This is a genomic window from Paraburkholderia sp. BR10954 (assembly GCF_040965775.1).
In the GTDB taxonomy this organism is placed as follows: domain Bacteria; phylum Pseudomonadota; class Gammaproteobacteria; order Burkholderiales; family Burkholderiaceae; genus Paraburkholderia; species Paraburkholderia youngii.
Genome location: NZ_JBFRCK010000006.1, coordinates 215,888 through 228,310, shown reverse-complemented (window position 1 = coordinate 228,310; position 12,423 = coordinate 215,888). Strand labels below are relative to the sequence as shown.

Genomic DNA, 12,423 nt, shown 5'->3' with positions numbered 1-12,423 from the left:
TCAGCCTTGCTGCAGTTTGTCCAGTTCGTGCGAGAGTTCGGGCAGCACCTTGAAAAGGTCGCCGACGATCCAGTAATCGCAGACCTGGAAAATCGGCGCTTCCTCATCCTTGTTGATCGCAACGATCACCTTCGAGTCCTTCATGCCGGCCAGATGCTGGATCGCACCCGAAATGCCCACCGCGACGTAGAGTTGCGGCGCGATCACCTTGCCGGTCTGCCCCACCTGATAGTCGTTGGGCACGAACCCCGCGTCGACCGCCGCGCGCGAAGCGCCCACCGCTGCGCCAAGCTTGCCGGCGATATCTTCGAGCAGCGCAAAGTTCTCCCCGGACGCCATCCCGCGTCCGCCTGAAACCACGCGTCGCGCAGCGGTCAGCTCCGGCCGCTCGGAGCGTGTCAGTTGCTGGCTCACGAAACGGGCCCCGGGCATTTCAGGCGCCGGCTCCAGCGGTTCGACGACAGCGCCGCCGCCTTGCGTGCTCGCGGCGTCGAAGGCCGTCGTACGCACGGTAATGACCTTGATGCGGTCGGCGCTGCGCACGGTCGCGAGAATGTTGCCCGCGTAGATGGGGCGCACGAACGTATCGGCGGATTCGACGGCGATGATGTCCGAGACTTGCGCGACATCGAGCAGCGCGGCGACGCGGGGCATCACGTTCTTTGCGGTCGTGGTGGCTGGCGCGAGCACGTGGCTATATTCAGGCGCGACCTTCACGACGAGCGCCGCGAGATTTTCGGCCAGCAGCGTTTCCTGGCAGCCCTGCACGCCGCAGGACACGGCGACCACTTCCGTCGCGGCGCCGGCATCTTTCAGGCGAACGGCCTCCTCCACGCTGATCTCGTCGAAGGGGTTCATCGAGAACCTCACGTTTGCGATATCCGCACCGCTGCCGTCGGCTTTCACGCGCACTCTCACCTTTGCATCGACGACGCGCTTGACTGGTACAAGTACTTTCATTGCCTGCTCCGCTCCTTTAGATCAATCCAATCGTCTGGATAACGAACTGTTCTCCGTGCTTCATACGCTGGGGCCTTGTGCGCTGCAACGTAATTCGTCGCGCTCAACCGCACCAGCTTCGTAGCAGTTGGGCTATCATTTTTCCGTCCGCTTCATTAGATGCCATGGTCTCTCAGGCTGACGCGGTGCAATATCCCCCATACAGGGGTGACCCATCGAAAAACAGGGGACGCAGCCGGGGCGAACCCGCTGACACGGAGCAGCCCATGCATGTGACCGAAGCGTCAGGAGCGGTGACTGGAGGGCCATGCGCGGCCAGACCTCCACTTTTGCTCGCGACGAAGATCTTTCCGCCCCGGCTGCCCGCGGGCCTGATCGACCGTCCGCGCCTCGTCTGCCTCGCCGGGGAGGCCGAGAACAAACGTCTCACCGTCATCAAGGCCCCGGCGGGCTTCGGCAAGACCTCGCTTGCGCTGACCTGGCTCGAGCGCTTGCGCAGGGAGGGTGTACTGGTGGCGTGGCTGTCGCTCGACAGCGAAGACGACGAGCCCGCGCGCTTCCTCTATCACCTCGCGCAGGCCCTGCAGCAGGCGTGCGACAACGTCGGCGCGTCGGCCATCGGGCTCACGACAGCGGCGTCGCTGGTGCCCGCGCAGGCGATCGTCTCGACGCTCATCAACGAGCTCGTCGAGGTCGCCGACGAGGTCTGCATCTTCCTCGACGACTTCCATCTGATCAGCCTGCCGGCCATCCACGACGCGGTGTCGTTTCTGGTCGAAAACGCGCCGTCGCACGTCCACGTGGTGATCTGCACGCGCACCGACCCGCCGCTGCCGCTCGGCCGCCTGCGAGCCCGCAACAGCCTGCTGGAGCTCGACGCCTCCACGTTGCGCTTCGACTTCGACGAAACGCGAAGCTTTGTCGAGCACGAATGCCCGGGCAAGCTGCATCCATCCAGCATCAAGTCGCTCTTTACCCGCACCGAGGGATGGGCCGCCGCATTGCGCATTTCCGCATCGGTGCTGGCGCGCGCCGCTCATAAGCCGTATGCGGAGGTCGCGCCGGCCTCGGGCGCATCGCGCCCGTTTGCGGCTTATCTGGAGGACATGGTCAAGCGCCTGCCGGGCGGTATGGTCGAGTTCATGCTGCGCACCTCGATACTCGAGCGGCTGAGCGCGCCGCTGTGCAAGGCGCTCACCGGCGTCAGGACGAGCCAGGCCATGCTGGAGTCGATCGCCGCGCGCCAGTTGCTGCTCGAACCGCTCGATCTCGACGGCAGCTGGTTCCGCTTCCATCATCTGATGGGCGAATACCTGCACCGTCGCCTGCAAACGCAGCACCGCGACGAGGTCGCCGACCTGCATCGCCGCGCCTGCCAGTGGTACGCGCAGGAGGCGCAATGGACCGACGCGGTCAGGCATGCCATCGCCGCGGGCGATACCGAAGAGGCGGTAACGCTGATTGGCCGCTGCGCCATGGCGCTGGTGACGAAAGGCGACCTGCTCACGCTGCTCGGCTGGCAGCGGCAGTTCCCGGCGCACCTGATGCGCTCGCAGATCAAGGTCACGCTCGCCATCGCCTGGGGAATGGCGCTCGCCATGCGCTTCGACGAAGCGCTCGCCATGCTCGACACGATCGAGAAAGACGCCGATGCGTCGAGCGCCGATGCATCGAGCACCGATTCCGAGCCAGTTCATTGGGAATGCCAGGCAATCCGCTCCGTCGTGGCCGCCCTTCAGGACGACGCGCACGCCTGCCTCGCGCTTGCGCAAACCTGCCTCGAGCGGCCATCGACCGATATCTGGACCACCAACGTGGCCTCCAACGTCGTGCGCTTCGCGCACTGGAAAACGGGCAATCTGGAAGCGCTCTACGCGGTGCCATGGGTTCCGTATTCGATCGAGGAAGACTCGCGCAACGTGTTCGCGTCGGTCTACCGGCTCACGCTGCTGGGCCACGTGGAGATGCAGCAACTGCACTTCCCGCTGGCCGAGCGCTATTTTCAGGAAGCCATGCGGCTCGCGGAGCAGCATGCCGGCCCGAAGTCCATCGCCGTCGCACAGGTCGCGCCGATGATCGGGCAGCTGCGCTACGAGCAAGGCAGGCTGGACGAAGCCGAGGCGCTGGTGAGCGACCTGATGCCCGTGATCGACGCCGCCGTATTGCTCGACAGCGCGCTGATGGCTTACCGGATGCTGATCCGCGCCGCCGGGGCGCGTTCGGACACCGTGCAGGCCTATGCGTTGATCGATCGGGCGCAGGCATTGGCCTACGCGCGCAAATGGGACCGCCTGAGCGCCGGCGCCCTCGTCGAACGCACGCGGCTCAACCTCGCCGAAGGCCGCATCGTGGAAGCCGCGGCCAGCGTGGCGCAGCTCGACCGGCTTGCGGATGCGGCCAGCGCTGCCGCAACGTCCGCGGCTCCCGAGATCGCCACCTACCGTGGGCTCGCGCGCGCGTATCTCGCGATGGAACAGGGCCGCACGCAGGACGCCGCCGACACATTGACGGCCTCGCTGCAAGCCATCGAGTGCCGGCACGGCTGCTATCTCGCGCTGCGCCTGCGCACGGTGCTCGCGCTCGTCTGGATGGCGGCAGGCGAGCGCGCGCGGGCCGTCGAGACCTTTCGCGAAGTCTTGAAGGCCGCAGCGCCCGCGGGGCTCTACCAGTCCATCGTCGATCAGGGGCCGCAGATCGTGCCATTGCTACAGGCCGTGCGCGAAGCGCTGCGCGGCGAGGCGCAAGCGAAGGCGCTGCTGGACTACGTCGATCGTTTGCTGGACGGCAGCCGCGCACTGTACCAGCCAGGCGACAAGCGCGCGCGCAATGCGGAGCGCGAGGCGCTCAGTGCGCGCGAGCGCGACATCATCGGGCTGATTGCGCACGGCCAGTCGAACAAGGAAATCGCGCGCACGCTCGGCATCGCGCCGGAGACCGTCAAGTCGCACGTGAAGAGCATCTTCGTGAAGCTCTCGGTGGACAAACGCGCGCAGGCGGTGGCGCGGGCGCAATCGTTGGGGTTGGTCGGGAGCGTCTGAATCGTGCGGCGAGTCACATCACAATGACGAGCGCGAGCCCATGCAGCAACACGCCGACCATTCCGCCCACCAATGTGCCGTTGATCCGCACGTATTGCAGATCGCGGCCTATCTCCGCCTCGATCTTGCCGCTGACCTCCTGCGCGTTCCAGCCCTTCACGACGTCGGTGATCAGCGCCGAGAGTCGATGGCGATAGCGCACCACCAGCTCGCGCGCCAGTTCCAGCCACCACGCGTTGAGCTTGTGCTGGATCGCGCTCTCCTCGCTCACGCTCCTGCCGAGCGTTGCGAACACGCCTGCCAGCGCGCCGCGCACGATGGAATCGTCACGTTCGACATCGGCGATCACGCGCGCGCGCACGTGGTCCAGCAAGCGCTGTGCATAGGCCTCGTTTCTGAAATGGCGGAGACAGTCGCGCATCAGCGACCGGCCGAAACGCCGGTACACGGGCGAACGCTGTAACTGGACGATCAGGTCCTGCACCGCTGCGTCGAACTGGTGTCGAAGCTCGTGCTCCGGGCTCGCGGCCACTTCATGCAGCAGCGCGACGATGCCCTCGACGAACTTCCTCACGATATACGCGTCGAGCGGCGCGGGCGTGTAGCGCGACGCTTCGCTGAACTTGGCCTTGATGAGGTCCTCGTTGGCGGCGAGCCATTGCTCCAGTCCTGCCAGCCCCCGGTCCAGCAGCGGCTGGTGACGATTGCCTTCGGTCAGGACTTCGAGGACCTCGCCGATGGCGCGGGAAACGTCGAGCGTGCGCAGATGCGGCGTGGCCACGCGCTCGAAGAATTGCTCGACCTGTGTGTCGTCGATGCCGTTCAGCAGGCGCGGCAGCGAGTCGGCCACCACATCGCCGACGGCGCGGCTGTTGCGCGGCTCGGCGAGCCACAGGGCCAGCGCCTGCGCGGCGTTATGACCGCTCAGGCGGCCCGTGATGAGCTCGGGCGCAAGGAAATTGGCCTCGACGAACTTGCCGAGGCTCTCCGCAATGCGCTGCTGGTTTTGTGGAATGATCGCGCTATGCGGAACCGGCAGGCCGAACGGCCGCCGGAACAGCGCGACCACCGCATACCAGTCGGCGATGGCACCCACCGTGCCGGCTTCAGCGAATGCCCTGAGCCAGGGAAGCCCGGCCAGCCACGGATATTTCGCCTGCAGGAAAACGCATGCGAGCAGCACCGCGAACACGACCGCGAGCAGACTTGTCGCGGTGCGCTGCATGCGTTTGAGACGCCGCGTCTTGCGTGCTGCCAGTGCCTGGTCAGCCGCATTCATCGGGCTTTCGTCGCGGTCGGTCATCGCGCTGACTTGTTCGCTGACTGACTCGTTCACGCCAGTTCCTCGCGCAGGAAACGGCGCACTACGGGCGCGACTTCCTTCGCACGCGCGATCAGGAACAGGTGACCGTCGTCGATCACGTAGAGCGTCGAGTTGCGGATGCGGGCCGCCAGGATTTTCGCGTTGGTCAGCGGCACGATGGGGTCGTCGTTGCCGTGCATCACGAGCGTGGGCTGACGCAGCGCACCGAGCCACGGCAGGCTGGTCCAGCCGGACGCGGCCAGCAGCTGATAGAGGTAGCCGCGGCCGCGCGGCGGATGGATATGCCGGCTATGCTCCTCCAGCAACCTGCGATCGCGCCGGTAAGCACCGCCATAAATCTCAGCGCCCACCTGCTTCATATAGCTGCGGTCGGTGTAGCGGCGCGGTCCGATCATCTTCGCGAGCACCGAGAGCCGCGCCGGCACCATGATGACGCCCGGCGACGTCGCCGCAAGAATGAGCCTGCGGCAACGCGTGGGGTAGAGACGCGCGAACTGCTGGGCGAGCGCCCCGCCCCACGAGACCCCGAGCACATCGACCGGACCGTCGTAGCCGAGCCGCGTCAGGAGCTTGTCCGCAAGCACGGAAAGCGTCGAGAAGCGGTACGGCACGAGCGGCACGGGCGACCCGCCGACACCGGGCACGTCGAAGATGACGACGCCCACGTCCCCCAGCGCCTCGACGAACGGCTCCACCAGCTCGAGATTCGCGCCGATGCCGTTGAAGAGGAGCAGCGGCGGGGAAGCGTCGCTGCCGTGACGGACGCCCACGCGCAGGACCTGACCGTCAATGTCGACGGTCTGGATCTGCATGCTGGCCGGGCCACCGCTCGAATCGGGACTGCAAGCCTCTGCTCTCATCTGCTCGACCTCTTGCACGGGTGTCTCGCTGCGGGGCGCGTCATTGGAAACATCGGCGTTTTGCATCGCCGTACCCTCTTACTTCTTCGGCTGCAGGAGCGCCTTCAGCTCCTCGACGTGCTCGGCCACACGCTTCGTCACGACCGCGATGCTGTCCGACTGCGCACGGTAAGCCGTATCCGCGAGTTCCTGCATGTCGACGAGCGCCTTATGCAGCGCCTGCTGCACGACTTCGCCGGCATTCGCACCGGGCGCCGCGCCTTGCGCGCCCAGCTTCGCCACGAGCGATTGCAGCTCGGTCATGGTCGTGCGCAGGATCTCGGCCTGCTTCAGACCAAGCGACTGCACGCCCGCGAGCGCCGCGCTGTTGGCCTGGGCCAGCGCCTCGATGTCCTTGCGGCGCGATTCGAGAATAGCGGCCACATCGACACCCGGCAGCTGGAACTGGCCGAGAACCTTCGTGTATTCGGCGAAAAGATGAGTCGGATTGGTAGATTCCACGATTAAAGCTCCATTAGTACTACGTTGAAAAAACAATGCACAGCGTAAGAACGACGGGTCGTATATCAGGCCTCGGTCACGTACGTTCCCGGTGCGTCGGCGAGCGCAGCGTGACGCTCGTTGCCGAGCGATGCCGGCGCGCTGCGGCGCTCGCCCGAGCGGCTGGCCAGCCACTCGCGCCAGTTGCCCCACCACGAGTCCTTTTCGGGCGTGGCGCTTGCGAGCCACGCATCCGCCTCCGCAGGCAGTTCCGGGTTCATGAAGTACTTCGCCTTCGGATTGCCCGGCGGGTTGATCAGGCTCTGGATATGACCGCTCGAGCTGAGCACGAAGCGCGTCTTGCCGCCGAACGTCCGCGCCGTGTTGTAAACACCCTTCCACGGTGTGATGTGATCCGTCATGCCCGCCACCACGTAGGTGTCGCACGTGACATCGGAGAGATCGATCGGCGTATCGAGCACCGTAAGCGCGTGGCGCTTGCTGAACAGGTTGCCCGTGAAAATGTCGAGCAGCTGGCCGTGAAAGCGCGCGGGCAAGCGGGTCGTATCGTTGTTCCAGTAGAGGATGTCGAACGCGGGCGGCGCCTTGCCCAGCAGGTAATTGTTGACCCAGTAATTCCACACCAGATCGTTGGGCCGCATCCACGCGAACACGCGCCCCATCTCCTCGCCCGCGAGCACGCCGCGCGCAAGGCTGTTCTGCTTGGCCGCCGCGATCGCTTCGGGCGTGCAGAAGAGGCCAAGCTGCGAATCGGCGGTGCTGTCCAGCACGGCGACCATCAGCGTGGTGGCGCTGACCGTCTTGTCGCCGCGGTTCGCGAGGTGTCCGAGCAGCGCCGAAATCGTCATCGCGCCGGAGCATGCGCCGTGCAGGTTCACATCGTCGCTGCCGGTGATGTCCCGCACCGCCTCGATGGCCTCCAGCAGCGCGGAGACGTACGTATCCATGTCCCAGTGGCTTTGGGCCGCCGTGGGATTGCGCCAGCTCACCGCGAACACCTGGAACTCGTTCTTCACGAGGTAGTCGACCATGCTCTTGCCTTCGGAGAGGTCGAACACGTAGAACTTGTTGATCTGCGGCGGCACGATCAATTGCGGACGGCCATAGACCTGCTCCGTGGCCGGCTTGTACTGAATCAGCTCCAGCACTTCGTTGCGAAACACCACCGCGCCCGGCGAAGTGCCGAGGTTCTTGCCCACCTCGAAGGCGCTCTTGTCCACCTGAGCAGGCATGCCCTGATTCTTCAGCATGTCGAACATGGCGTTCTTCAGGCCACCAATCAGGCTCGCGCCGCCCGAATCGACGACCTTCTTGAGCGCAGCCGGGTTGCCGAGCAGCGTGTTCGTGGGCGAAAGCGCATCGGTGAAGAGCGACATCACGAATTGCGCGCGCTCCTTGCTCTTCGGGTCCAATGCAGAGCGGTCGACAAAACCGCTCAGGGCGTCGCGCCATACCAGATAGCCCTGCAGCGCCATGCGATACCACGTGTTGTCCTGCCACGCAGGGTCGGCGAAACGCTTGTCGCCTGCGGGCGGCGTGCTTTTCGCATTGCCGCCCAGCACGGCCAGCAGATTACGCACGAGCGCCGCTTCCTGTTCGACCAGCAGCGCGGGCTGCCGCACGGCCTGCGCGCCGATCTGCTGCGCCGTGGCCAGGATATCGCACGGCCGCAGCCCGACAAACGGATTGGGGCCGAGCATGCCTTCCGTTGCCGACGCCGAGATATCGTCGATCTGTTCGTTATGCGAATTGTTTTTCGCGGTTGCCGCCATTTTCTTGCTCCTTGTGTGACGCATTGCGCGTCCTTGAACGCCCGAATTACGCCACGAGCATCGCGAGGGTCTCGGCGACCAGCGCGGGCTTCTCATCACCTTCGATCTGCAGTTCGTTGATCGTCTTGACGATGATGCGCCCGCCGCCCTTCTTCTCCACCGACACCAGGCTCACGCGGTTGCGCACCCGGGCGCCCGCCTTCACCGGCGTCATGAAGCGCACCTTGTCCAGCCCATAGTTCAGGCCCGCCGACGCGTCTTCCGGAATCAGGCCGATCTCCATGGCGAGCGCGGCCAGCAGCGAAAGCGTCAGATAGCCGTGCGCGATCGTGCCGCCAAACGGACTCTCGCGTCTGGCGCGCTCGACGTCCACATGAATCCATTGCCGGTCGCCCGTGCAGTGTGCAAATGCGTCAATGCGTGCCTGATCGACGACGACCCATTCCGATATGCCCAGCTCGCGGCCCACGAAGTCGTCGATCGTGGCGATGCTGTATCCCTTGATGCTCATGGTGAGTATTCCTCTTTTAACCTTCTCAATGACCGATCAGGCGAACTGCTCGCGCAGCCACTTCTTGTCGATCTTCCCGACGCTCGTCTTCTTCAGTGCATCGACGAACTTGACGATCTGCGGCACGGCGTACTTCGAGATCCGGCCCGACGTGGTGAACGTCATAACGTGCTGCTTGATGTCGTTCTCGCTCGCTTTGGCGCCGGGCTTGAGCACGACGAGCGCCACGGGACGCTCGCCCCACTTCTCGTCCTTGATGCCGATGACCGCCACTTCGGCCGCGGCTGCATGCAGCGAAATCAGGCTTTCGATCTCGAGTGACGACACCCACTCGCCGCCCGACTTGATCACATCCTTGATGCGGTCGGTAATCTGCAGATTGCCGGTCGGGTCGATATTGGCGATGTCCTGCGTATGCAGATAGCCGCCGGCCCAGAGCTGCTCCGATGCCTCGGGATTCTTCAGGTAGCCCTGCGTGAGCCAAGGGGTGCGCACGACGATCTCGCCACTGGCCTTGCCGTCGCGCGGGAGGTCGTTCATCTCCTCGTCGACGATGCGCAGATCGACGAGCGGAACCGGGAAGCCCGTCTTGCAGCGCAGACGCACCTGCTCGTCGAGATCGAGCGCCTCGCTGCCCATCGGCAGTTGTGCGAGGCTCAGCACGGGGCCCGTCTCGGACATGCCGTAGCCGGCGAAGATGTCGATGCCGCGCTCGAGAGCACTACGCGCGAGACCCTGCGGCAAGGCTCCGCCGCCAACCACGATCTTCCACTTGCTTAAGTCGACCGACTGGGACCCGGCGTTGTTGAGCAGCATGTGCAAAATCGTGCTCACGCAGTGCGAGAACGTGACGCCTTCGTCGCGCACCAGGTGCAGCAGGCGGTCCGGCATGTAGCGGCCCGGATAAACCTGCTTCACGCCCATGACCGTCGCGATATACGGCATGCCCCACGCGTGCACATGGAACATCGGCGTGAGCGGCATGTACACGTCGCCGCGATGGAAGCGCTGACCGGACACGGGACTCGCCAGCGCCGCCATCAGCGTGAGCGTATGCAGCACGAGTTGACGATGCGAAAAGTAGACGCCTTTCGGCAGGCCGGTCGTGCCCGTCGTGTAGAACGTCGTGGCGCGGGTGTTCTCGTCGAAGTCGGGAAAGTCGTAGTGCGCTTCGCTCTGCGCCAGCATCGCTTCGTATTCCGCCACGAAGTCGATCGAATGTGCGGCGGCCACACTGTCGGGCTCGTCGATATAGACGAAGGTGTGCACGTTCTCGAGCTTGTCCTTGATCGATTCGACGACCGGCAGAAAGTCGGTGTGCACGAGCAGCACCTCGGCGCCGGCATGGTCGATCGTGTACGCGATTTCGTCGGGCGAAAGACGCACATTGACCGTCTGCAGCACGGCGCCCATCATCGGCACGGCGAAGTAGCACTCCAGATAGCGATGACTGTCCCAGTCCATTACAGCGACCGTGGTGCCATGCTGTACGCCGAGCCCCTTCAGGCCGCTGGCGAGGCGCGCGATGCGCTCACGAAGCGTCGAATAGGTCATCCGCAGCTGCCCGCGGTAGACGATCTCCTGGTCCGGCGCCTGAACGCATGGCGTATGCAGCAGTTGCTTGATCAACAGCGGATAGCCATGGGCCGAAGTCGCCGCTTTCTGCGCGTCGTCCTGCATAAATCTCTCCTTGAGTCTGAAAGTGGATGGCGGGCTGGCACAGATTTGTCGTACTACTTGGTGGACAGTGACATCCCGAATAACGTCATCTTCGGCTCAGACAAGGGGGCGGAACATCCCCTGAACGGGGGAGCGAGGGTTGAGGCGAGAAAGGAAAGGGGCGGACGAGGGCGTCCCACGGGGGACGCGTGCGCAGACGTGCCGCTGTGCTTGCGGCACCCGCGTGCGTTGTAGCCGAAATTGTTGGTGCCTTGCGCCACCCGCACTGGATGCGCCACACCCACGCGACGCATGCGCTCGGGCGCGGTGTGGAACTGACCACCGTGCGGGACAATCTGCGGAACGCGTGGGTATCGACGACGTCGATCTATCTGCACAGTGATGACGTGAAACTGGCCCGACAGATCGGGGAGGCTTTTATTTCCGACAGACGCCGGTAGCGAGGACGCAACCGGCGCTGAGAACCACGGCTTCCACGCAGTTCGAAGCGACGCGCCATCACATGAGCACGCCCGCTTCGCCCAGACCCGAGACGCATAACCTGTGCAAAAATCCTCGTGATCCGGTCAGAAGCGCAGTCCTTTCCAACCATGGAAACCGTCGAACTTGAACCGCAGGTGCTCGCCAGTCGCCTTGGCGTGACATTTTCTCTCGTCTTCCAGAACCGCCCGGTCGAATGCATTGTCACGAAAACTGCGCTGGAAGCGTATTTCTGGCTCGAGGCACGTGCGGACGACGAGCGCATCCTCAAAACCTTTCGCAATGGGTACGGCCGCATCCGGGCGATCGCCGAACGTAAACTGCTCGCCCATCCCGCGGCACCACTTCAGCTGACGCCGGACGATTTCTCGCGCCCCTGAGACTCCTTTTTTCGACTCAGGGGCAATCTTCGGCTCGCCCCAGAATTGACTCCCACCGCGCGTGCATTTCGCCGGAAGTTGGCTGAGCGGTGGATTCGCGGCTTACCCGAAAACCCCTTTTCATCGGGGCGTGACAGCAGGTGCGCGAATCAAGTGCCTCGCGTTGCGACGGCAATCCGGCGTGGCGATCTCTTGCCAGCTGGTTTTTGGGCGAAGCTCCGAGTGGGATGGCGGGCGTGCATGACCGTTAGTCGCGTCGTGAGCGGAACACGTTCAAAGACGGGCCCCGATGCGCTCAGCACCCTCGCTCTTCAGACGCAACGGCCGACGCGCTCGAGGGAAGCAACACCTGCGATCGTGACGAAACCTCCACGGTGTTTATGGATACGTCGCAGCGGACCGGATCGCACTGCATGCGATGGGCGGCTAAGGGTCGTCATCGAGCACAAGGGTGATTGACTGGCTGCGACGCGCCGCCGCCTCCCGGTGCTCGAAATTGCCAGATTTTCGCCTTTCGCGTGTCTGAAAGATGTGTGATCGGCGGTAGCCGTAGCGGCAACAGCGACCGTCACATGAACTCTACCTGTGCGCTTTACCGGCGCTATCTGCCTTTAACATAGATCAGTACAAAAAACGCACAGCCTATGGCTGTACCACGCGGAACCCCGACAGTCATTCGTTGGTGTCGTCGACGTGACGCTCTGGTGTCGGATTCGGTCAGCTTCCGGTCGTTCGCTCGACCAAGGAAGACGCTGGGACGCGTCCTCGTCCTTGACTTCACACGACACAATGCAACGGTTTGCACGTTCCGCCTGGAGGGTCGTGGCCCTTGGCGGAGCGATGACCGCGCACCTCGGTTTTCTGCATCGTGCAGCAGGCGCTCACCAACATCAGCCGCCATGCTGATGCAACGAATG

The 12,423-nt window shown here is 64.3% G+C and carries 9 protein-coding genes and 1 pseudogene; 3 read left to right on the top strand and 7 right to left on the bottom strand.

Translation table 11 applies throughout. From position 1 onward, the window contains the following. Positions 1 to 960: an FAD-binding protein gene (locus AB4Y34_RS12125; protein WP_368716130.1), complete on the bottom strand. Its 960-nt coding sequence runs from the start codon at positions 958 to 960 to the stop codon at positions 1 to 3. Between the two features lie 266 nt (positions 961 to 1,226). On the opposite strand from AB4Y34_RS12125, the gene AB4Y34_RS12120 reads away from it, so the two are divergent. Then, positions 1,227 to 3,998, top strand: coding sequence for a LuxR C-terminal-related transcriptional regulator (locus AB4Y34_RS12120; RefSeq protein WP_368716129.1), 2,772 nt, complete (start codon positions 1,227 to 1,229; stop codon positions 3,996 to 3,998). A gap of 13 nt (positions 3,999 to 4,011) precedes the next feature. On the opposite strand, the gene AB4Y34_RS12115 is transcribed toward AB4Y34_RS12120, so the two are convergent. The 6 genes from AB4Y34_RS12115 to AB4Y34_RS12090 all read right to left on the bottom strand — a co-directional run bounded on the left by AB4Y34_RS12115 (position 4,012) and on the right by AB4Y34_RS12090 (position 10,646). Next, positions 4,012 to 5,190, bottom strand: coding sequence for a DUF445 domain-containing protein (locus AB4Y34_RS12115; RefSeq protein WP_368716128.1), 1,179 nt, complete (start codon positions 5,188 to 5,190; stop codon positions 4,012 to 4,014). A 140-nt stretch (positions 5,191 to 5,330) separates the two neighbouring features. Further along, the gene (gene phaZ / locus AB4Y34_RS12110; protein ID WP_368716127.1) at positions 5,331 to 6,134 is read right to left on the bottom strand and encodes a poly(3-hydroxyalkanoate) depolymerase; all 804 of its coding nucleotides are present in this window, start codon (positions 6,132 to 6,134) and stop codon (positions 5,331 to 5,333) included. A 126-nt stretch (positions 6,135 to 6,260) separates the two neighbouring features. Next, positions 6,261 to 6,683, bottom strand: a complete 423-nt coding sequence (gene phaP, locus AB4Y34_RS12105; RefSeq protein WP_368716126.1) for a TIGR01841 family phasin — start codon at positions 6,681 to 6,683, stop codon at positions 6,261 to 6,263. A 65-nt stretch (positions 6,684 to 6,748) separates the two neighbouring features. Further along, positions 6,749 to 8,455, bottom strand: coding sequence for an alpha/beta fold hydrolase (locus tag AB4Y34_RS12100; RefSeq protein ID WP_368716125.1), 1,707 nt, complete (start codon positions 8,453 to 8,455; stop codon positions 6,749 to 6,751). A 46-nt stretch (positions 8,456 to 8,501) separates the two neighbouring features. Beyond that, a complete protein-coding gene (locus AB4Y34_RS12095; protein ID WP_368716124.1) occupies positions 8,502 to 8,966 on the bottom strand; it encodes a MaoC family dehydratase in 465 nt (154 codons plus the stop codon). A gap of 36 nt (positions 8,967 to 9,002) precedes the next feature. Beyond that, on the bottom strand, positions 9,003 to 10,646 hold the full coding sequence (locus AB4Y34_RS12090; protein WP_368716123.1) for a fatty acid--CoA ligase: 1,644 nt from the start codon (positions 10,644 to 10,646) through the stop codon (positions 9,003 to 9,005). Between the two features lie 260 nt (positions 10,647 to 10,906). Here AB4Y34_RS12090 and AB4Y34_RS12085 point away from each other — a divergent pair. Together AB4Y34_RS12085 and AB4Y34_RS12080 are read left to right on the top strand one after the other, a co-directional pair. Next, a pseudogene (locus tag AB4Y34_RS12085) lies at positions 10,907 to 11,086 on the top strand (integrase); the annotation flags it as partial. A gap of 150 nt (positions 11,087 to 11,236) precedes the next feature. Continuing rightward, positions 11,237 to 11,506: a DUF1488 family protein gene (locus AB4Y34_RS12080; protein ID WP_368716122.1), complete on the top strand. Its 270-nt coding sequence runs from the start codon at positions 11,237 to 11,239 to the stop codon at positions 11,504 to 11,506. Positions 11,507 to 12,423: the final 917 nt, after the last annotated feature.